Raw genomic sequence first — 19699 nt, forward strand, 5'->3', positions numbered from 1 at the left:
GCTTGCCCGCGAAGAGGCCAGCACAGGCAACCGATCAATCCGCGGCCAGCACCGCCGCAATCCGGTTCCCGGCCTTGGCTTTCTCGACCTTGATCGCCACGAACTTCGAGGTCGGGGTATAGGTCCCCTCGCCATAGCTTTCCAGCGGCACCAACGGGTTGGTCTCCGGGTAATAGGCCGCCGCCTGCCCCTCGGGCACGTCATACGCCACCAGGCGGAAGCCCGACACCCGCCGCTCCACGCCATCCTCCCACAGCGACACCAGGTCCACATGCTCGCCCGGCTCGAAGCCCATCCGGCGGATGTCCACCTCGTTGACGAACACCACTTCACGCAGGCCGAACACCCCGCGATAACGGTCGTCCAGGCCATACAGGGTGGTGTTGTACTGGTCGTGCGAGCGCAGGGTCTGCAGGATCAGGTCGGGCTTGTCGCCGCGCGCCAGCACCTTGGCATTCACCAGTTGCTCCGGCAGCTGGTGCGGGCTGAAGCGCGCCTTGCCTGTGGCCGTGCGCCAGGTACGGTCGGCGGCGTTGTTGCCCAGGTGGAAGCCGCCCGGGTGCTGCAGGCGCTCGTTGAAATCGGTAAAGCCGGGGATCACATCGGCAATCATGCTGCGGATACGGCCATAGTCGGCAACTGCGTATTCCCAGTCGATCGGCTGCTTGCCCAGGGTCGCCTGGGCCATGCCGGCGATGATCCACGGCTCCGAGCGCAGGTGCGGCGAGCGCGGGCGCAGCTGGCCGTGGGAGATGTGCACCATGCTGAAGGTGTCCTCCACGGTCACGCCTTGCGGCCCGCTGGCCTGCATGTCGATTTCGGTACGGCCCAGGCACGGCAGGATCAACGCATCGCGGCCGGTGACCAGGTGCGAGCGGTTGAGCTTGGTGGAAATCTGCACGGTCAGCGCGCAATTGCGCATGGCCGCATGGGTGCGCGGCGTATCCGGCGTGGCCTGGGCAAAGTTGCCACCCAGGCCGATGAACACCTTGGCCCGCCCCTCTTCCATGGCCTTGATCGCCAGCACCGCGTTGTGCCCGTGGGCACGCGGCACGCGGAACTGGAAGCGTTTTTCGATGGCATCGAGCAGCGCCGCCCCGGGCTTCTCGTCGATGCCCATGGTGCGGTCGCCCTGCACGTTGCTGTGGCCACGCACCGGTGACAGGCCGGCGCCGGGCTTGCCGACGTTGCCGCGCAGCAGCTGCAGGTTGACGATTTCCTGAACGGTCGGCACCGAGTGGCGGTGCTGGGTGACGCCCATGGCCCAGCACATGATCACCCGTTCGGCCTTGCGGTACATGCGCGCGGCCAGTTCGATCTCGGCCTGGGTCAGGCCCGATTGCTCGACGATGTGCGCCCAGGGCGTGGCATCCACGGTTTCCAGGTATGCGTCGATGCCACTGGTGTGCTCGGCGATGAAGGCATGGTCGAACACCGCCGGTTCACCATTGGCCTGGGCTTCGCGTTCCCACTGCAGCAGGTACTTGGCAATGCCGCGCATCACTGCCATGTCGCCGCCCAGGGCCGGGCGGAAGTAGGCCGTGTTGGTTGGTTCGGAGCCATTGCTGAGCATCTCGAACGGGTGCTGCGGGTGCTGGAAGCGCTCCAGGCCGCGCTCCTTGAGCGGGTTGAAGCAGACCACCTGGGCACCACGCTTCACCGCTTCACGCAGCGGCTCGAGCATGCGCGGGTGGTTGGTGCCGGGGTTCTGGCCGATGACGAAGATGGCGTCGGCCAGCTCCAGGTCGTGGAACACCACGGTGCCCTTGCCCACGCCGAGGGTTTCCGACATGCCCACGCCGCTGGCTTCATGGCACATGTTCGAGCAGTCGGGGAAGTTGTTGGTGCCGTAGGCGCGGACGAACAGCTGGTAGAGGAACGCCGCCTCGTTGCTGGCCCGGCCCGAGGTGTAGAACTCGGCCTGGTCGGGCGATTCGAGTGCGCGCAAGTGTTGGGCAACCAGCGCGAAGGCTTCTTCCCAGCTGGTTTCCACATAGTGGTCGGTGGCCGCGTCGTAGCGCATCGGGTGGGTCAGGCGGCCCTGGTACTCCAGCCAGTAGTCGGTCTGCTCGGCCAGGGCGCTGACGCTGTACCTGGCGAAGAATGCCGGGTCCACCGAGCGGCCGGTGGCTTCCCAGTTGACTGCCTTGGCGCCGTTCTCGCAGAACTTGACCATGTCGTTTTCCGGCGACTCGCCCCAGGCGCAGCCGGGGCAGTCGAAGCCGCCGTTCTGGTTGGTCTTGAGCATGGCCCGCAGGTTCTTGAAGGCATTTTCGCTGCCCAGCCAGCTCTTGGTCACGCTCTTGAGCGCCCCCCAGCCGGCGGCGGCGCCCTTGTAGTCCCTGATGTGTTGGTCCTGGCTCATGCGATGAATCCTCACGCTTCGATGCTTTTTTTCAGCCTATGGAGCGTGGGGTAGAGCCGTCCAATCGAAAGATCTTACGGGGTGATAGGTGGTATCGATCATGGGTTGGAACCGCGCCAGGGCCTTCGCGGGTGAACCCGCTCCCACAGGGCCACCACAGGTTTCGAGCCCTGCGCTTTACCTGTGGGAGCGGGTTTACCCGCGAATTGGGCGACGCGGTCAACACTTTGAAATACGTGGCCTGCAGCCATGATAGAGGCCATCGATCAATCGGTCGGACAAAGCAATTTGACGGCCCTGCGCCCAAGTTATAGCTTGAATCGAGTCCCTACCCATTCGAGCGCGAACGTGGAACAGAACAGCCGGGCCCTGATCGACGGCTTCAACCGGAAAATCGACTACCTGCGGATGTCGGTCACCGACCGCTGCGACTTCCGTTGCGTGTACTGCATGGCCGAAGACATGCAGTTCCTGCCGCGCCAGCAAATCCTCAGCCTCGAGGAACTGTTCCAGGTGGCCGAGCGCTTCGTCGCCCTCGGCACCCGCAAGATCCGCCTGACCGGCGGCGAGCCGCTGGTGCGCCAGGGCATCGTCGACCTGTGCGGGCGCATCGCCGCCCTGCCCGGCCTGCGCGAATTGTGCCTGACCAGCAACGGCTCGCAACTCGGGCGCCTGGCCCAGCCGCTGTTCGACGCCGGTGTCACGCGCCTGAACATCAGCCTCGACAGCCTGGACGCCGAGCGCTTCAAGCAACTGACCCGCACCGGCGACCTGCACCAGGTCATCGCTGGCATCGACGCCGCCCGCCAGGCCGGCTTCAAGCGCACCAAGCTCAACTGCGTGGTCCTCAAGGGCCGCAACGATCATGAACTGGTCGACCTGGTGCGCTTTGCCATCGACCGCGAGCTGGACATCACCTTCATCGAAGAAATGCCCTTGGGCGTGATCAGCGAACATGAACGCGGCGAGTCGTTCTGCTCCAGCGATGAAGTACGTGCGCTGCTGGCCGAGCAGTTCACCCTGGTCGAATCGACCGAGTCGTCCCAGGGCCCGGCCCGCTACTGGCGCCTGGCCGAAGCCGCCAACACTCGGGTCGGCTTCATTTCGCCACACAGCCACAACTTCTGCGCCACCTGCAACCGCGTGCGCCTCACCGTCGAAGGCCGCCTGCTGCTGTGCCTGGGCAATGAACACTCGGTGGACCTGAAGCAGGTGCTGCGCGCCCACCCCGGCAACCCCGAACGCCTGGAAAAGGCCATTCGTGACTCGCTGCACCTCAAGCCCTACCGCCATCATTTCGAAGTCGGTGGCGACGTGCAGATCCTGCGCTTCATGAACATGACCGGCGGCTAGGCAGCCGTCTCTGGATTTCCATGATCGTCCACCCCACCCCCGATGTGCTGCGTGTGCTGTTCACCCTCAAGGGTTCGATCGTCAAACGCATTGCCCTGCGCTGCCTGACGGTCACCCTGCTGGCCGCGCTGATCGTGTTGGTCGAGCGGCATTTCCCGGCGTTTTTCTACCCGGTCAGCGCCACCCCGTTCACCTTGCTGGGCCTGTCGCTGTCGATTTTCATGAGTTTTCGCAACAACGCCTGCTATGACCGCTGGTGGGAGGGGCGCAAGGCCTGGGGCAAGCTGATCATCGAAACCCGTTCGTTCGTGCGCGAAAGCCTGGTAATTACCGACGAAACCCTGCGTGCCGAACTGTTGCGCAGCCTGTGCGGCTTTGCCCATGCGCTGAATGCACGGCTGCGCAGCGAGGACGAACTGGCCGCCGCCCGGCCCTGGCTGGCCCGGCCCGAAGCGATCAGCCCGCACAACGTGTGCGACGCCATCCTGCGCGAAATCGGCGGGCACTGCTCGCGGTTGGCCGAACAGCAGCAGATCAGTGACTGGCGCTACAGCCTGCTGGAGCAGCGGCTGGTGGGCCTGACCGAAGTGCAGGCCACCTGCGAGCGGATCAAGGGCACACCGTTGCCGTTCCCCTACACGCTGTTGCTGCACCGCACTATCTACATCTTCTGCCTGCTGCTGCCGTTTGCCCTGGCCGAGCCGCTGGGCTGGCTGGCGCCGCTGTTCACCACCATCGTGGGGTACACATTCTTCGGGCTGGACGCGATTGGCAACGAACTGGAAGACCCGTTCGGGCGCGATGAGAACGACCTGCCGACCGATGCCATGGTGCGGACCGTGGAGCGCGATGTGCTGGCGGGGTTGGGGGAACAACAGCTACCGCCGGCGTTGTTGCCGGTGGACCATGTATTGAGCTGACTGAATGCAGTGGCCTGTGCCGGCCCTTTCGCGGGTAAACCCGCTCCCACAGGGACCCCACAGGTTTCGAACCCTGCGCGGTACCTGTGGGAGCGGGTTTACCCGCGAAGAGGCCGGTACAGGAGAAAACTCAGCCCCGGCTTGCACAGGCCTCGATCGGCTTCAGGTGCTTGACGAAGTTGCACGGCCGGTGCCGCGCATCCAGTTGCTCGGCCAGGATGCCCTCCCACGCCGTACGGCAGGCCCCGGTGGAGCCCGGCAGGCAGCACACCAACGTGCGGTTGGACAGCCCGGCCAGCGCCCGGCTCTGCACGGTCGAGGTGCCGATATCGAGAATCGACAGGGCCCGGAACAGTTCGCCAAAGCCATCGATGCGCTTGTCCAGCAGGCACTCGACCGCTTCCGGCGTGCTGTCACGCCCGGTAAAACCGGTACCGCCGGTGATCAGCACCACCTGCACCTGCTCGTCGGCAATCCAGGTGGCGACCTGGGCGCGGATCTTGTAAAGGTCGTCCTTGAGCAACGCCCGCGCCACCAGGCGGTGGCCGATCTCCACCGAGCGGCTGGCCAGCAGCTCACCGGAGGTGTCGTTGTCGTAGGTACGGGTGTCGCTGACAGTCAGCACGGCGATGTTGAGCGGTACGAAGACCGCGTCGGGTTGGACGCGCACGGTGGGGCTCCTCGAGTGGCAGTGCCGCCACGCTAGAGGCATGGCCCGGGGTCGTCCAATCGATATGGCGTACCGACTGATCAATGACATCTATCGCAGACGTGGGTTAAGGTCTGCATAACCCGACATCAGGCACTTCCATGGACATCAAGCAGCTCAAATTCCTCATCGCGCTCGACCAGACACGCCACTTCGGCCAGGCGGCGGCGCTATGCCATATCACCCAGCCGACGCTGTCCATGCGCCTGCGCAACCTGGAGGACGAGCTGGACCTGGTGCTGGTCAAGCGCGGCCAGCGCTTCGAAGGTTTCACCGAGGCCGGCGAGCGCATCCTGGCCTGGGCCCGAACGCTGCTCGCCGCCCACGACGGCCTGCAGGCCGAGGCCGCCAGCTGCCGCGGCCAGGTGGTCGGCAGCCTGCGCCTGGGCACGGTGCCGCTGGCCAGTTTCAACCCCATGCACCTGCTGCTGCCGCTGCGTGAAAAATACCCCGAGCTGCACTTCCAGATCAGCTCGCTCAGCTCGGAACAGGTCATCGACGGGCTCAGCCGCAACCAGCTCGACCTGGGGATCTGCTACCTGGACCAGGTCAACACCAGCTTCTTCGAAGTGATCGAACTTGGCACCACCACCATGGGCCTGCTGCACGATACCCGGCACTTCAAGTTCACCAGCGACACCCTGCGCTGGGACGAGCTGGGCGACATTCCGCTGGGCCTGCTGAGCAAGGGCATGCACTACCGCCAGTCGCTGGACCTGAGTTTCCGCAGCCGTGGCCTGGAGCCGAATGCGGTACTGGAAAGCGACTCGAGCTTCCAGCTGATCCAGGCCATCAACACCGGCATGTGCTGCGCGGTCATGCCGCTGGGCTGCGGCTTGGAAGACCTGAGCGAGCACCTGCGCATCCTGCCGGTGGCCGACGCCGCCATCCACAGCCCTGTCGGCCTGCTGCTACGCCGCAGCGAACCGCGTTCGGCAATTGCCGAGCAGTGCTTCGATGAGGCGCGGGCGCTGTTTCAGGCCAACTGATCGCTGGTTGCCTGGCGGTACTGGCGCGGGGTGAAGCCGGTCAGTTGCTTGAACTGGCGGCTGAAGGCGCTGTGGTCGGTATAGCCGCAGCACATCGCCACTTCAGTGATCGGCAGTTCCGAATGCAGCAAACGGTGGGCGTGCTCCAGGCGCGCCTTGTGGATCATCTGCCGTGGCGTGAGGTGGAACACCCGCTTGCAGTAGCGCTCCAGCTGGGCCACGGAAATGCCGGCGATACGGGTCAGCTCGCCCATGCTGATCGGCTGGTGGAAATGCCGACGGATATGCTCGTCCACCGCCGCCAGGCGCTGGTAGGCGGGGTGGCTGTCGGCGGCTGACTGCAAGTCGACCGAGATGCCGACCAGGCCGATGATCTCGCCGGCCTGGTTGTACAGCGGGCGCTTGTGGGTCAGGCACCAGCCAGGCTCGCGGCTGCCGTACAGGTGCAGCTCCAGCTGGTCTTCCAGCACCAGGCCTTCCTTGAGAACGCGACGGTCCTGCTCGGTGTAGCCGGGGCCCAGCTGTGCCGGGAACACTTCGGCGCTGGTCTTGCCCAGCAGCGGTTGCAGGCGCTTGAGGCCACAGCGCTGGACCAGGGTGTTGTTGGCCAGCACATAGCGGGCGGCCGGGTCCTTGATGAAGATCGCGGCGTTGGGGATGGCGTCGAGGATCGGCAGCAGCAGGGATACACCGGCGAGCAGGGCCTCGAGGTTGGCGGGGCGGTGCTGGTCGAGGGACTGGTACAGGGTTGCCAGGGGGGTGTTGGTCATCTGCTCTATCTCGGTTTGCTGTGCCGGCCTCTTCGCGGGTAAACCCGCTCCCACAGGTACTGCGCAGCCCTCGAAAGCTGCGGAGATACCTGTGGGAGCGGGTTTACCCGCGAAGAGGCCGGCACAGCGAGTAAATGTCTACAACCCTTATGCGGTATGGCTTACAGCCTATCCACCGCCCTTCCCTCCCACCACTGTTTTTTTGCAACTGTGCCGATTTCGTCATCCCCCCTGCAGAAAACCATCAAGAACCGCCGCCCCGATCGGTCCACTCTATGCCCCACGCAAGCCGCCCCAAGTCCTACAAGAGCGCGGCCCAAAAAGCCGCATCTCGTGACATCAGACCTGCCTATCCAATAACCAACAAAAAGGCGAACCCATGTCAGGCAAATTCAAAAAACAGTTGTCATTGCTGGACCTCACCTTCATCGGCCTAGGCGCCATCTTCGGCTCCGGCTGGCTGTTCGCCGCCAGCCACGTCTCGGCCATCGCCGGCCCGGCCGGCATCCTGTCCTGGTTCCTTGGCGGCTTCGCCGTACTGTTGCTGGGCATCGTCTATTGCGAACTGGGCGCCGCCCTGCCGCGTGCCGGGGGCGTGGTGCGCTACCCGGTGTACTCCCACGGCCCGCTGCTGGGCTACTTGATGGGTTTCATCACCCTCATCGCCTTTTCCAGCCTGATCGCCATCGAAGTGGTCGCTTCGCGCCAATACGCCGCCGCCTGGTTCCCCGGGCTGACCAAGGCCGGCTCCAGCGACCCGACCGTGCTCGGCTGGCTGGTGCAGTTCGCCCTGCTGGGGCTGTTCTTCTTCCTCAACTACCGCAGCGTGAAAACCTTCGCCAAGGCCAACAACCTGGTCAGTGTGTTCAAGTTCATCGTGCCGCTGCTGGTGATCGGCGTGCTGTTCACCTTCTTCAAGCCGGAAAACTTCGAGGTCCAGGGCTTTGCCCCGTTCGGTCTGTCCGGCGTTGAAATGGCGGTATCGGCCGGTGGCATCATCTTCGCCTACCTGGGCCTGACGCCGATCATTTCGGTGGCCAGCGAGGTGAAGAACCCGCAACGCACCATCCCCATCGCGCTGATCCTCTCGGTACTGCTGTCCACCGCGATCTACGCCCTGCTGCAACTGGCCTTCCTCGGCAGCGTGCCGACCGGAATGCTGAGCAACGGCTGGGCCGCAGTGACCAAGGAACTGGCCCTGCCCTACCGCGACATCGCCCTGGCCCTGGGTGTGGGCTGGCTGGCCTACCTGGTGGTGGCCGACGCGGTGATCTCGCCCAGCGGCTGCGGCAACATCTACATGAACGCCACCCCGCGCGTGGTCTATGGCTGGGCGCAGACCGGCACCTTCTTCAAGTACTTCACCCGTATCGACGCCGAGTCCGGCATCCCGCGCCCGGCGCTGTGGCTGACCTTTGGCCTGTCGGTGTTCTGGACCCTGCCGTTCCCGTCCTGGGAAGCGCTGATCAACGTGGTTTCCGCCGCCCTGGTACTGAGCTACGCCGTGGCCCCGGTCACCGTCGCCGCCCTGCGCCGCAACGCCCCCGACATGCCGCGCCCGTTCCGGGTCAAGGGCATGGGCGTGCTCGGCCCGCTGTCGTTCATCATCGCCGCGCTGATCGTGTACTGGTCGGGCTGGAAGACCGTGTCGTGGCTGCTGGCCCTGCAGATCGTGATGTTCGTGCTGTACCTGCTGTGCGGCCGCTTCGTGCCGACCCAGCACCTGTCGCTGGCCCAGCAAGTGCGCTCATCGGCGTGGCTGATCGGCTTCTACGCGGTGACCATCCTGCTGTCGTGGCTGGGCAGCTTCGGCGGCCTGGGAGTACTCGGCCACCCGTTCGACACCGTGGTCGTGGCCGCTTGTGCGCTGGGCATCTACTACTGGGGCGCTGCCACCGGCGTGCCTGCCCACCTGGTGCGCCTGGAAGGTGAGGACGAAAGCGAAGCCAGCCATGAACCTCTGGTAGGCCAGCGCCCGGCTGCACTGGCTCCGTAACGGCTACTGGCCCTATCGCCGGCAAGCCGGCTCCCACAGGGGCCGCGCTGCCCCAGAGGCCGATGCAATACCTGTGGGAGCTGGCTTGCCGGCGATGAGGCCCGCACAAACAGCACAAGACTTGGCTGATCAAAGAATGGACAAGCTCATGAAACAGATTCACGTCATCGACTCGCACACCGGCGGGGAACCGACCCGCCTGGTGATGAAAGGCTTCCCGCAACTGCATGGCCGCAGCATGGCCGAGCAGCGCGACGAGCTGCGCGAGCTGCACGACCAGTGGCGCCGTGCCTGCCTGCTGGAACCACGTGGCAACGATGTGCTGGTCGGTGCGCTGTACTGCCCACCGGTATCGGCCGACGCCACTTGCGGGGTGATCTTCTTCAACAACGCTGGCTACCTGAACATGTGCGGCCACGGCACCATCGGCCTGGTCGCCTCGCTGCAGCACCTGGGCCTGATCGCACCGGGCGTGCACAAGATCGACACCCCGGTCGGCCAGGTCAGCGCCACCCTGCATGAAGACGGCGCCATAACCGTCGGCAACGTGCCGTCCTACCGCTACCGCCGGCAGGTACTGGTGGACGTGCCCGGCCATGGCCTGGTGCGCGGCGACATCGCCTGGGGCGGCAACTGGTTTTTCCTCGTCTCCGAACACGGCCAGCGCATCGAGCTGGGCAACCGCGAGGCGCTGACCGAGTACACCTGGGCGATGCTCAAGGCCCTCGAAGCCCAGGGCATCACCGGTGAAAACGGTGCCCCCATCGACCACGTCGAACTATTCGCCGACGACGCCAACGCCGACAGCCGCAACTTCGTGATGTGCCCCGGCAAGGCCTACGACCGCTCGCCCTGCGGCACAGGCACCAGCGCCAAGCTGGCCTGCCTGGCCGCCGACGGCAAGCTCGACGAAGGCCAGACATGGGTACAGGCCAGTATCACCGGCAGCCAGTTCCAGGGCCGCTACGAGCGCGACGGCGAACGCATTCGCCCGTTCATCACCGGCCGCGCCTACATGACCGCCGACAGCACCCTGCTGATCGACGAACAGGACCCGTTCGCCTGGGGCATCTGACCCCGGCTTTTTCCAAAAAATCGAATATCGCGAGGAGTGACAACAATGACCAACAACATCTTCACCGGCACCATGCCCGCCCTGATGACCCCCTGCACCGCCGAGCGCAAGCCGGACTTCGACGCCCTGGTGCGCAAGGGCCGCGAGCTGATCGAGGCCGGCATGAGCGCCGTGGTGTACTGCGGCTCGATGGGCGACTGGCCGCTGCTGACCGAAGCCGAGCGCCAGGAAGGCGTGGCGCGCCTGGTGGCCGCCGGCATCCCGACCATCGTCGGTACCGGCGCGGTGAACACCCGTGAAGCAGTATCCCACGCCGCCCACGCGGCCAAGGTTGGCGCCGCCGGCCTCATGGTCATCCCTCGCGTGCTCAGCCGCGGCGCCTCGCTGATTGCCCAGAAGCACCACTTCTCGGCCATTCTGGCAGCCGCGCCGAAGCTGCCGGCGGTGATCTACAACAGCCCGTACTACGGCTTCGCCACCCGCGCCGACCTGTTCTTCGAACTGCGCAGCGAGTTCCCCAACCTGATCGGCTTCAAGGAGTTCGGCGGCGGTGCCGACCTGCGCTACGCCGCCGAGCACATCACCTCCAAGGATGACGATGTGACCCTGATGGTCGGCGTCGACACCCAGGTGGTGCATGGCTTCGTCAACTGCAACGCCACCGGCGCCATCACCGGCATCGGCAACGCTCTGCCGCGTGAGGTGCTGCACCTGGTGAGCCTGAGCAAGCAGGCGGCCAAGGGTGATGCCAAGGCCCGCCGCCTGGCGCGTGAGCTGGAGGCGGCGCTGGCGGTGCTGTCGTCGTTCGATGAAGGCTGCGACCTGGTGCTCTACTACAAGCACCTGATGGTGCTGAACGGTGACAGCGAATACAGCCTGCACTTCAACGAGACCGACGTGCTGACCGACGCCCAGCGCAACTATGCCGAGCAGCAGTACGCGCTGTTCCGCAGCTGGTACGCCAGCTGGTCGGCTGAGCAGAACCTGGCCTGATCACCTGATTCCAGGCCGAGCCGCAGCCCCTGTGGGAGCGGGTTCACCCGCGAACACCGGCGAAGCCGGTGCCAGGCACCGAGTCGCCTGCTTCGCGGGTAAACCCGCTCCCACAAGGGCCGCGGTCTCCCTTGATATTGATTCCAAAGGAGGCTCCATGACCCTCACAGGCAACCTGCTGATCGGCCAGACGCCGGTAACCGGCAGCCGCGACGCCATCCGTGCCATCGACCCGGCCACCGGCCAGGCGCTGGAACCGACCTACCTCGGCGGCACTGGCGAACACGTGGCCCAGGCCTGCGCCCTGGCCTGCGCGGCGTTCGATGCCTACCGCGAAACCTCGCTCGAGCAACGGGCACAATTCCTCGAAACCATCGCCACGCAGATCGAAGCGCTGGGCGATGCCCTGATCGATCGCGCCGTGGCCGAAAGCGGCCTGCCCAAGGCGCGCATCCAGGGCGAACGTGGCCGCACCTGCACCCAGCTGCGCACCTTCGCCCGTGTGGTGCGGGCCGGCGAATGGCTGGATGTGCGGGTCAACAACGCCCTGCCCGAGCGCCAGCCCCTGCCGCGTGCCGACCTGCGCCAGCGCCAAGTGGCCCTGGGGCCGGTGGCGGTATTCGGCGCCAGCAATTTCCCATTGGCCTTCTCGGTGGCCGGTGGCGACACCGCCTCTGCCCTGGCCGCCGGTTGCCCGGTGGTGGTCAAGGCCCACGGTGCCCACCCAGGCACCAGCGAGCTGGTCGGCCAGGCAGTGGCAAAGGCCGTGAAGCAGTGCGGCTTGCCGGCCGGTGTGTTTTCGCTGTTGTACGGCTCCGGTCGTGAAGTGGGCATTGCGCTGGTCAGCGACCCGCGCATCAAGGCCGTTGGCTTTACCGGCTCGCGCAGCGGTGGCATTGCGCTGTGCCAGGCGGCCCAGGCCCGCCCGGAGCCGATCCCGGTGTACGCCGAAATGAGCTCGATCAACCCGGTGTTCCTGTTCGACACCGCCCTGCAGACCCGCGCCGAGGCGTTGGCACAAGGCTTCGTCGCCTCGCTGACCCAGGGTGCCGGCCAGTTCTGCACCAACCCCGGCCTGGTGATTGCCCGCCAGGGGCCGGCGTTGCAGCGTTTCATCGACGCCGCCAGCGAACACGTACGCCAGGCTGCGGCGCAGACCATGCTTACCCCGGGCATCTTCAGTGCCTACCAGGCCGGTGTCGGCGCCCTGGCCGCAAACGCCAATGCCCAGGCCGCCGCCAGTGGCCAGGCCGGGCAAGGCCCCAACCAGTGCCAGGCGCAGCTGTTCGTGACCCAGGCCGAAGCGTTCCTCGCCGACCCGGCGTTGCAGGCCGAAGTCTTCGGCGCGGCGTCGCTGGTGGTGGCCTGCGCCAACGATGAGCAAGTGCGCCAGGTGGCCGAGCATCTGGAAGGCCAACTGACCGCCACCCTGCAACTGGACGAAGCCGACATCGCCAGCGCCCGCGCGCTGCTGCCGACCCTTGAGCGCAAGGCTGGCCGCATCCTGGTCAATGGCTGGCCGACCGGTGTAGAGGTATGCGACGCGATGGTCCACGGCGGGCCGTTCCCGGCCACCTCCGATGCCCGCACCACTTCGGTGGGCACGGCGGCGATCCTGCGCTTCCTGCGCCCGGTGTGCTACCAGGACTTCCCCGATGCCCTGCTGCCGCAGGCGCTGAAACACGGCAACCCGCTGCAACTGCGGCGCCTGCTCGACGGTAAACGGGAAGGCTGAGCATGGTCGAAACCGCTGAAACCGATATCGCCGTGGTCGGCGCCGGCATTGTCGGCGTCGCCTGTGCCCTGCAACTGGCCCGCCAGGGCCGCCGGGTAACCCTGGTGGACCGCCAGGCACCCGGCCAGGGCGCGTCCTACGGCAACGCCGGGCACCTGGCCACCGAGCAGGTATTCCCGATTGCCGACCTGTCGATTCTCAAACGCCTGCCGCGCATGCTGCTGGACCCGATGGGCCCGCTGCGCCTGGACTGGAAGTACCTGCCCAAGGCCATGCCGTGGTTCACCCGCCTGCTGCTCAACCTGCGCCCGGGCCCGTTTCAGCGCAGCGTGGCCGGCATCCGCACGTTGAACGAAGGCAGCCTGGGTGCCTGGCAGCGGCTGCTGGGTTCGATCGGGCGCAGCGAGCTGTTCCAGGAAGATGGCTCGTTGCTGGTGTTCGAGCGGCCGGAGTCGCACCAGACCCTGGAGGCCTTGCGCGCACGCATGCAACAGCAGGCGGTGCCGGTGGACTTCTGGTCGGCCGACACCGTGCGCGAGGCGGCGCCGCAACTGAGCCCGTCGTTGCAGGGTGGGCTGTTCTTCCCACGTACCGGGCACTTCATCGACCCCTACCGGGTGGTGTGCGAACTGTTCGAAGCGGCCAAGGCCAGTGGCGTGCGCTTTATCCAGGCGCAGGTCGATGGCGGGCAGCTGCACAGCGGTGGGGTCAGCCTGGCCAGCGACCAGGGCACGCTCGAGGCCCGCCAGGTGCTGATCAGTTGTGGCGCGCATTCTGCACGGTTGACCGGCGCGCTGACCGGCAAGCAGGTGCCACTGGACACCGAGCGCGGCTACCACCTGATGTTGCCTGGCGAGCATCAGCGTTTGCCGTTTGCAGTTACATCGCTGGAGCGCAAGTTCATCATGACGCCCATGGCCGAGGGCTTGCGCCTGGCCGGCACGGTGGAATTCGCCGGGCTGGACGCGCCGCCGAGCATGCAGCGGGCGTGGCAGTTGCACCGCTTGAGCAAGGGGTTGTTCCGGAGGGACCTGAGTGTTGAGGGAGCGACGCCGTGGATGGGCTTCCGGCCTTCGTTGCCAGATTCGTTGCCGGTGATCGACCGGGTGTGTGATGGGCGGGTGCTGTTGGCGTTCGGGCATCAGCACCTGGGGTTGACCCAGGCGGCGGTGACGGCGGAATGGGTGGGGAGGTTGGCTGACAGGGAGAGTGGGGCTGATATGGCGGCTTACCGGTTGGATCGGTTCTAGATTCGTGGGGCCGCTGTGCGGCCCATTCGCCGGCAAGCCAGCTCCCACAGGTACTGCATAGACCTCAAGCCCTGTGCGGTACCTGTGGGAGCTGGCTTGCCGGCGATTGGGCTGCAAAGCAGCCCCTTTCATGCCTCAGCGATAACGCTCGAGCCAGTGCGCATACGGCGCCGGCAAGGTCCAGGAGGCTTTCTCCACGCCCAACTCCTTGGCCGCAAAGTAAGCCCAGTGCGGGTCTGCCAGGTGCGCACGCCCTACCGATACCAGGTCCAGCTGGTTGGCCTGCAGCGCCGCTTCCGCCAGTTGCGGCGTACCAAACCCCCACGCCGAGGTCACCGGCAGCTTCGCCTCACGGCGCACGCGCTCGGCAATCGGCCCCATGAACGCCGGGCCCCATGGGATCTTGGTGTCGGGAATGGTGAAGCCGACACTCACGCTCAGCAGGTCGAGGCCGCCAGCCTTGAAGCGGCGCGCCAGTTCGATCGACTCTTCCAGGGTCTGCTCATCGCGGCCGTCGTATTCCAGCACACCAAAACGCGCGGTCAGTGGCAGGTTCTCTGGCCATACCTCACGCACCGCTGCCAGGGTTTCCAGCAGGAAGCGGCTGCGGTTGTCAAAGCTGCCACCGTAGGCGTCGGTACGCTTGTTGGAGTGTTCGGAGAAGAAACTCTGGCCCAGGTAGCCATGGGCAAAGTGCAGTTCGATCCACTCGAAACCGGCATCGCGCGCACGGCGGGCGGCATCGACGAAGTCCTGCTTGACCCGGGCGATGTCGTCCAGGGTCATCTCGCGCGGCACTTGTGGCAGGTGCGCGCCGAAGGCGATGGCGGACGGGGCGATGGTTTCCCAGCCGCGGGCGTCGTCGGCGGCAATGTGGTCGTCACCTTCCCACGGGCGGTTGGCGCTGGCCTTGCGCCCGGCGTGGGCAATCTGGATACCCGGCACGGAACCGGCGGCCTTGATTGCCTGCACCACCGGCACGAAAGCCTGGGCGTGGGCATCGCTCCAGATACCGGCGCAACCGGGGGTGATGCGCCCTTCCGGTGCCACGGCAGTGGCCTCGACCACCAGCAGGCCGGCACCGCCACGGGCCAGGCCGGCCAGGTGCACGTGGTGCCAGTCGTTGATCATGCCGTCCTCGGCCATGTACTGGCACATCGGCGGAATGGCAATGCGGTTGCGCAGGGTGACGTCCTTGAGGGTATAGGGTTCGAACAAGGCGGACATGAGCAAGCTCCCGGGCTGTCTGATTACGATAGTTCGATCATAATCGAACTATGGCAATTAATGATAGCCCCGTTATCATGACGACCATGCGAGCCTATCAACATCCCAATTCTGAAGACCTGACTCTAGAGCGTGTGCTCTATGCGCTGAGCGACCCGGTGCGCCTTGGCATTGTCCGCCACCTGGCCGGCGTGGCCGAGGCCAGCTGCGGTGAGCTCGATGGCGGGCGGCCGAAGTCGAGCATGTCGCACCACTTCCGCGTGCTGCGTGATGCAGGGTTGGTGCATACACGCAATGTAGGAACCACCCACATGAATTCGCTGCGCCGTGAAGTCATGGAGGGGCGGTTCCCAGGGTTGCTGATTTGCATTTTGCAGCAGCAGTGATGTTTCAACTATCCCGTTTACGCGGTAACGCGCAACTCAAGTCGGGTTAATATGCACGGCCGTAAATCCGGCCACATAGTCACCGGCTAGGTTTTTTCGACTGCCATAACAATATCTCTGCAATTTGTCGATGATTTCAAAATCACCAATCTGACCATATTTATTCTTTTCAGCAGACTCACACGTTTCGTAGTACTTTTCGTCTGATTGAGTACGCACCACTACATAGTCACTCCCATTAATTTTATGGAAGGTTCGATCCTTAGCAATTTGGACCTTGTCACCGTCCATAAAGATCTTGCCCCGCGTAATCGCTAACAGCCCCGTGAGTGGCTCCATACCTGCAAGGCTGTCTTTGCACACCGGAATTGGCGCCTTTTTAATTTCTACCTTGTCGCCAGCCGAGACCTTGGTAACGCTGTAAAAAACGTCATCCTCAAAAACAAGATCACGATTATTCACATGCGACAGTACATCGTCATTGGTGATATCTGCTTGGTAGCTGATATTCTCAGAATTTCTCACATAAACCTTGGGGCTATCCGTCTTACTCAGTCGAAAAATGCGGATAGTGATAGGGTATTCCAGCACATCGCCCATCCCGAGGCCTAACAGAAGAGACTTCGCAACTACCCGCGGCGGTAATTCTTTTAAATCATTCATGTTCAAGCGCTCCATACAAGATGAGCGCTGAATATATCCGCCGCTACTCCACAGAAAAACTAGCAAAAACATCAGTTACCAAAATATTGAAATAGTGCTAACCAATATTCTTTTTGGACAAAGTAAAGCGGCAGGCCCTGCCACCACGCAACATGCACTCTTGATGCTCTACCTCAGCCCCCCCCAATGCCCCGATCAAGGCCAGATCCAACTCGCACACCACGGGGTGCGCCTTGGCCAGGTGATGAAACACGCAATTGTGGGCAACGATCTGCGGCTCGCCCCCCGAGCGGAAGAACACCTGCGCCTCGTACCCGGCATTGTTCATATGCTCGACGATGCGTGCTTCATCCACCACTTGATGCTCCAGGTCCGCCGCCAGCTTGCGCCCCAGCTGGCGCATCAGCGCCAGCAATGCCTCCTGCCCCAGCAAGCCGGCCACTTCCGCAATCAGCAGGTTGGCCAGCAACGGGTACTGCCGCGGGAACAGTTCGCGGGCCTGTTCGGTCAGCTCGTGCAACTGCTCCGGGCGTCGCCCTGTGGGCCGGGTAGCGCCACGCTTGACCAGGCCGTCGCGCTCCAGCGCTGCCAGGTGCTGGCGCACCGCCGTGCGGGTGATGGCCAGGGCCTGCGCCAGGTCGTCGATGCTCATGCCGGCCGGCTGGAGCAGCAACGCATGGAGCAGGTCCTGTTGAGTACGGCCCAGGCCTTCGAGCATCAGAATTTGTCCGGGAACTGTTTGACCAACGCCGCAGCCAGGGCGTCGGACAGGGTCAGGATATGCTCGCGCATCATCGCCCAGGTGCGCGCCTCGCCCACGTAGTCAGCGGCCGCCAGCTGGTCGATCTGGGCCACGTGGTGCCCGCCGTGGGCGCTGAGCAGCGTCAGCAGGGTCGGTTCGGGCAGGTTCGGGTTGGCCTTGGCCAGGAACGCAGCGATGCCCTTGGCATTGCTGGTCAGCTCATTGACCGCGGCTTGCTGGCCTTTTTTGTCCTTGGCCACGGTGGCGTCGCTGTAGTGCTTGATGGCTCCCCAGTGGCCGGCCAGCAGTTTCAGCAACTGATCGGCGGCGGGCTGGCCGTACAGCGGGGCAATGCTGTTGGCGATCCTGGTAGCGTCGGTAACCACCTCCTTGGCAGCGACTTCAGCCTCCTTGGCGTTGCCGGCCTGGTTTGCGACAGCATAGTTGCGCACCCAGAAGATGTGCTCGACCCAAAGGTCGCGCAGGGCCATGCGCGTGGTCATTGCAGCAGATTCGGCGGGTTTGGCGGCGGGGGAGTCGCTGGAGTAGGAGTAGCTTTGGCTCCATGCCGGCTGGGCGCACAGGGCGAGCAGCAGTAAGGCGGCAATCTTGATGTTCATGACGGCACCCTCCTGGAGGGGGATCGACTGACAAGATTAATTTAAGCATCAAAATATGTTTTTATTGGGGCTGAGCTGGGTTTCCGATCAGTGGTTTCCTGAACTGGCCTCTTCGCGGGTAAACCCGCTCCCACAGGGATAGCGCCAAGCCTGTGGCCAGCGCGGTCCCTGTGGGAGCGGGTTTACCCGCGAAAGGGCCGGAACAAGCAACAAAAAAGCCACGAGGTCTCCCCCGTGGCTTCTGTCACAACAATGGCCAATTACAGCGCCATGTCATTCTCAGGCTTGCTCTCGACCGGCTGGCTCGGTGCAACCGTGGTGCCGACGCTTTCGTCGATCACCGGTGGCTTCTCGAGCTGCAGCACTTCAGCGGTGTAGTTCCACTCTTTCTGGGTGGCCGCCGCCGAGTCGTTCAGCTTGGTGCCGTAGCTCGGCACGATCTGCTTGATCTTGGCCTGCCACTCAGGGGTAGCGACCTTCTCCTTGAACACGGTTTCCAGCACGTTCAGCATGATCGGTGCCGCAGTCGAAGCACCTGGCGATGCACCCAGCAGGCCGGCGATGGTGCGGTCTTCGGAAGCGACCACTTCGGTGCCCAGCTTCAGCACGCCGCCCTTCTCGGCATCACGCTTGATGATCTGCACGCGCTGACCGGCCTGCCACAGGCGCCAGTCTTCCTTCTTGGCGTTCGGGAAGTAGGTGCGCAGGGCTTCGAAGCGGTCGTCGTCAGACAGCATCAGCTGGCCAGCGAGGTATTCCACCAGCGGATACTGATCGATGCCGACCTTGGTCATCGGCCACACGTTGTGGGTGGTGGTGCTGCTCAGCAGGTCCAGGTACGAGCCGTTCTTCAGGAACTTGGTCGAGAAGGTGGCGAATGGGCCGAACAGGATCACGCGCTTGCCATCCAGCACGCGGGTGTCCAAGTGCGGAACCGACATGGGTGGCGCACCGGTCGAGGCGATGCCGTAGGCCTTGGCCATGTGCTGCATGGCCACGGTCGGGTTCTCGGTCACCAGGAACGAGCCGCCCACCGGGAAGCCTGCGTATTCCTTGGCTTCAGGAATGCCCGACTTCTGCAGCAGCTTCAGCGCGCCGCCGCCGGCACCGATGAACAGGAACTTGGCGTCAGTGGCCGATTCGCTACCGTCCTTCAGGTTCTTGTACTCGACGTGCCACGAGCCGTCCTTGTTGCGGGTGATGTCCTGCACTTCGCTGGACAGCTTCAGGTCGAAGTTTTCCTGGGTTTTCAGGTGGCCGACAAACTGGCGGGTGATCTCGCCGAAGTTGACGTCGGTGCCGATTGGCGTCCAGGTCACGGCCAGCTTCTGGTTAGGATCGCGGCCTTCCATCATCAGCGGGACCCACTTGGCGATCTGCGCGTGGTCCTCGGAGTACTGCATCGGGCGGAACAGCGGGCTGGCCTGCAGTGCGTCGTAACGCTTCTTCAGGAACTTGATGTTGTCATCGCCCCACACGAAGCTCATGTGCGGCGTGGTGTTGATGAACGAATGCGGGTTCTTCAGCACGCCCTGGCGGACCTGCCACGACCAGAACTGACGGGAGATCTGGAAGGCCTCGTTGATTTCGATGGCCTTGGTGATATTGACGTTGCCGTCCTTGTCTTCCGGGGTGTAGTTCAGCTCGGCCAGCGCGGAGTGGCCGGTACCGGCGTTGTTCCAGCCGTTGGAGCTTTCTTCGGCCACGCCATCCAGGCGCTCGACCATTTCCATCGACCAGCTTGGCTCCAGCTCGTGCAACCACACGGCCAGGGTCGAGCTCATGATGCCGCCGCCGACCAGCAGCACATCTACTTTCTTGGTTTCTGCGGCGTGCGCTTGCATGACGCTTGCAGCGACAGCCAGACCCAGCAAGGTCTTGCCAGCTTTCTTGAACATTGATCGAT

The 19699-nt window shown here is 64.4% G+C and carries 17 protein-coding genes; 9 read left to right on the top strand and 8 right to left on the bottom strand.

The window, feature by feature from the left end; translation table 11 throughout:
• Nucleotides 1-34: 34 nt before the first annotated feature.
• Complete coding sequence (locus tag ABNP31_RS19640) at nucleotides 35-2365, bottom strand: FdhF/YdeP family oxidoreductase (protein WP_085665273.1); 2331 nt, start codon at nucleotides 2363-2365, stop codon at nucleotides 35-37.
• Nucleotides 2366-2713: 348 nt separating this feature from the next.
• On the opposite strand from ABNP31_RS19640, the gene moaA reads away from it, so the two are divergent.
• A complete protein-coding gene (moaA, locus tag ABNP31_RS19645) occupies nucleotides 2714-3718 on the top strand; it encodes a GTP 3',8-cyclase MoaA (RefSeq protein ID WP_075046042.1) in 1005 nt (334 codons plus the stop codon).
• 20 nt (nucleotides 3719-3738) lie between these two features.
• Entirely contained in the window at nucleotides 3739-4638 is a 900-nt protein-coding gene (locus tag ABNP31_RS19650) for a bestrophin family protein (protein ID WP_075046043.1), read from the top strand.
• A 130-nt stretch (nucleotides 4639-4768) separates the two neighbouring features.
• Here the strand turns inward: ABNP31_RS19650 and moaB are convergent, their stop codons facing one another.
• On the bottom strand, nucleotides 4769-5308 hold the full coding sequence (gene moaB, locus ABNP31_RS19655; protein ID WP_003259533.1) for a molybdenum cofactor biosynthesis protein B: 540 nt from the start codon (nucleotides 5306-5308) through the stop codon (nucleotides 4769-4771).
• Between the two features lie 140 nt (nucleotides 5309-5448).
• Between moaB and ABNP31_RS19660 the strand changes: the two genes are divergently transcribed.
• A complete protein-coding gene (locus tag ABNP31_RS19660) occupies nucleotides 5449-6336 on the top strand; it encodes a LysR family transcriptional regulator (RefSeq protein ID WP_085665272.1) in 888 nt (295 codons plus the stop codon).
• Here the strand turns inward: ABNP31_RS19660 and ABNP31_RS19665 are convergent.
• Complete coding sequence (locus ABNP31_RS19665) at nucleotides 6324-7106, bottom strand: AraC family transcriptional regulator (protein WP_350012683.1); 783 nt, start codon at nucleotides 7104-7106, stop codon at nucleotides 6324-6326. The genes ABNP31_RS19660 and ABNP31_RS19665 overlap by 13 nt on opposite strands.
• A gap of 379 nt (nucleotides 7107-7485) precedes the next feature.
• Here ABNP31_RS19665 and ABNP31_RS19670 point away from each other — a divergent pair, with 379 nt between their 5' ends.
• The 5 genes from ABNP31_RS19670 to ABNP31_RS19690 all read left to right on the top strand — a co-directional run bounded on the left by ABNP31_RS19670 (nucleotide 7486) and on the right by ABNP31_RS19690 (nucleotide 14155).
• Nucleotides 7486-9102 (top strand): APC family permease, encoded by a 1617-nt coding sequence (locus ABNP31_RS19670; RefSeq protein ID WP_085665270.1) that lies wholly within the window; start codon nucleotides 7486-7488, stop codon nucleotides 9100-9102.
• 148 nt (nucleotides 9103-9250) lie between these two features.
• Nucleotides 9251-10177, top strand: coding sequence for a 4-hydroxyproline epimerase (locus ABNP31_RS19675; protein ID WP_350012684.1), 927 nt, complete (start codon nucleotides 9251-9253; stop codon nucleotides 10175-10177).
• A gap of 45 nt (nucleotides 10178-10222) precedes the next feature.
• The gene (locus ABNP31_RS19680) at nucleotides 10223-11170 is read left to right on the top strand and encodes a dihydrodipicolinate synthase family protein (protein ID WP_013973780.1); all 948 of its coding nucleotides are present in this window, start codon (nucleotides 10223-10225) and stop codon (nucleotides 11168-11170) included.
• Between the two features lie 157 nt (nucleotides 11171-11327).
• On the top strand, nucleotides 11328-12905 hold the full coding sequence (locus ABNP31_RS19685) for an aldehyde dehydrogenase (NADP(+)) (RefSeq protein WP_350012685.1): 1578 nt from the start codon (nucleotides 11328-11330) through the stop codon (nucleotides 12903-12905).
• A gap of 2 nt (nucleotides 12906-12907) precedes the next feature.
• The gene (locus ABNP31_RS19690; protein ID WP_350012686.1) at nucleotides 12908-14155 is read left to right on the top strand and encodes an NAD(P)/FAD-dependent oxidoreductase; all 1248 of its coding nucleotides are present in this window, start codon (nucleotides 12908-12910) and stop codon (nucleotides 14153-14155) included.
• Nucleotides 14156-14290: 135 nt separating this feature from the next.
• Here ABNP31_RS19690 and xenA read toward each other — a convergent pair whose 3' ends face one another.
• Nucleotides 14291-15382 (bottom strand): xenobiotic reductase XenA, encoded by a 1092-nt coding sequence (gene xenA, locus ABNP31_RS19695; protein WP_025340240.1) that lies wholly within the window; start codon nucleotides 15380-15382, stop codon nucleotides 14291-14293.
• A 50-nt stretch (nucleotides 15383-15432) separates the two neighbouring features.
• Between xenA and ABNP31_RS19700 the strand changes: the two genes are divergently transcribed.
• Complete coding sequence (locus ABNP31_RS19700) at nucleotides 15433-15768, top strand: ArsR/SmtB family transcription factor (protein ID WP_085665266.1); 336 nt, start codon at nucleotides 15433-15435, stop codon at nucleotides 15766-15768.
• A 36-nt stretch (nucleotides 15769-15804) separates the two neighbouring features.
• Here ABNP31_RS19700 and ABNP31_RS19705 read toward each other — a convergent pair whose 3' ends face one another.
• The 4 genes from ABNP31_RS19705 to mqo form a co-directional block, all read right to left on the bottom strand.
• Nucleotides 15805-16431 carry a hypothetical protein gene (locus ABNP31_RS19705; protein ID WP_085665265.1) on the bottom strand — a complete coding sequence of 209 codons (627 nt, stop codon included), beginning with the start codon at nucleotides 16429-16431 and terminating at the stop codon, nucleotides 15805-15807.
• Between the two features lie 97 nt (nucleotides 16432-16528).
• A complete protein-coding gene (locus tag ABNP31_RS19710; RefSeq protein ID WP_350012687.1) occupies nucleotides 16529-17149 on the bottom strand; it encodes a helix-turn-helix transcriptional regulator in 621 nt (206 codons plus the stop codon).
• Nucleotides 17149-17793, bottom strand: coding sequence for a hypothetical protein (locus ABNP31_RS19715; protein WP_085665263.1), 645 nt, complete (start codon nucleotides 17791-17793; stop codon nucleotides 17149-17151). Before ABNP31_RS19715 ends, ABNP31_RS19710 begins: the two co-directional genes overlap by 1 nt.
• Nucleotides 17794-18053: 260 nt before the next feature.
• The gene (mqo, locus tag ABNP31_RS19720; protein WP_075046052.1) at nucleotides 18054-19691 is read right to left on the bottom strand and encodes a malate dehydrogenase (quinone); all 1638 of its coding nucleotides are present in this window, start codon (nucleotides 19689-19691) and stop codon (nucleotides 18054-18056) included.
• Nucleotides 19692-19699 lie beyond the last annotated feature (8 nt).

The organism is Pseudomonas asiatica, assembly GCF_040214835.1.
Lineage (GTDB): Bacteria > Pseudomonadota > Gammaproteobacteria > Pseudomonadales > Pseudomonadaceae > Aquipseudomonas > Aquipseudomonas putida_Z.

What these genes read in the sequence shown, in the direction of transcription:
- ABNP31_RS19640 (WP_085665273.1), bottom strand. Translation starts at nt 2,365, where the DNA reads ATGAGCCAGGACCAACACATCAGGGACTACAAGGGCGCCGCCGCCGGC.
- ABNP31_RS19650 (WP_075046043.1), top strand. Translation starts at nt 3,739, where the DNA reads ATGATCGTCCACCCCACCCCCGATGTGCTGCGTGTGCTGTTCACCCTC.
- ABNP31_RS19660 (WP_085665272.1), top strand. Translation starts at nt 5,449, where the DNA reads ATGGACATCAAGCAGCTCAAATTCCTCATCGCGCTCGACCAGACACGC.
- ABNP31_RS19665 (WP_350012683.1), bottom strand. Translation starts at nt 7,106, where the DNA reads ATGACCAACACCCCCCTGGCAACCCTGTACCAGTCCCTCGACCAGCAC.
- ABNP31_RS19670 (WP_085665270.1), top strand. Translation starts at nt 7,486, where the DNA reads ATGTCAGGCAAATTCAAAAAACAGTTGTCATTGCTGGACCTCACCTTC.
- ABNP31_RS19675 (WP_350012684.1), top strand. Translation starts at nt 9,251, where the DNA reads ATGAAACAGATTCACGTCATCGACTCGCACACCGGCGGGGAACCGACC.
- ABNP31_RS19680 (WP_013973780.1), top strand. Translation starts at nt 10,223, where the DNA reads ATGACCAACAACATCTTCACCGGCACCATGCCCGCCCTGATGACCCCC.
- ABNP31_RS19685 (WP_350012685.1), top strand. Translation starts at nt 11,328, where the DNA reads ATGACCCTCACAGGCAACCTGCTGATCGGCCAGACGCCGGTAACCGGC.
- ABNP31_RS19690 (WP_350012686.1), top strand. Translation starts at nt 12,908, where the DNA reads ATGGTCGAAACCGCTGAAACCGATATCGCCGTGGTCGGCGCCGGCATT.
- xenA (WP_025340240.1), bottom strand. Translation starts at nt 15,382, where the DNA reads ATGTCCGCCTTGTTCGAACCCTATACCCTCAAGGACGTCACCCTGCGC.
- ABNP31_RS19700 (WP_085665266.1), top strand. Translation starts at nt 15,433, where the DNA reads ATGGCAATTAATGATAGCCCCGTTATCATGACGACCATGCGAGCCTAT.
- ABNP31_RS19705 (WP_085665265.1), bottom strand. Translation starts at nt 16,431, where the DNA reads ATGAATGATTTAAAAGAATTACCGCCGCGGGTAGTTGCGAAGTCTCTT.
- ABNP31_RS19710 (WP_350012687.1), bottom strand. Translation starts at nt 17,149, where the DNA reads ATGCTCGAAGGCCTGGGCCGTACTCAACAGGACCTGCTCCATGCGTTG.
- ABNP31_RS19715 (WP_085665263.1), bottom strand. Translation starts at nt 17,793, where the DNA reads ATGAACATCAAGATTGCCGCCTTACTGCTGCTCGCCCTGTGCGCCCAG.
- mqo (WP_075046052.1), bottom strand. Translation starts at nt 19,691, where the DNA reads ATGTTCAAGAAAGCTGGCAAGACCTTGCTGGGTCTGGCTGTCGCTGCA.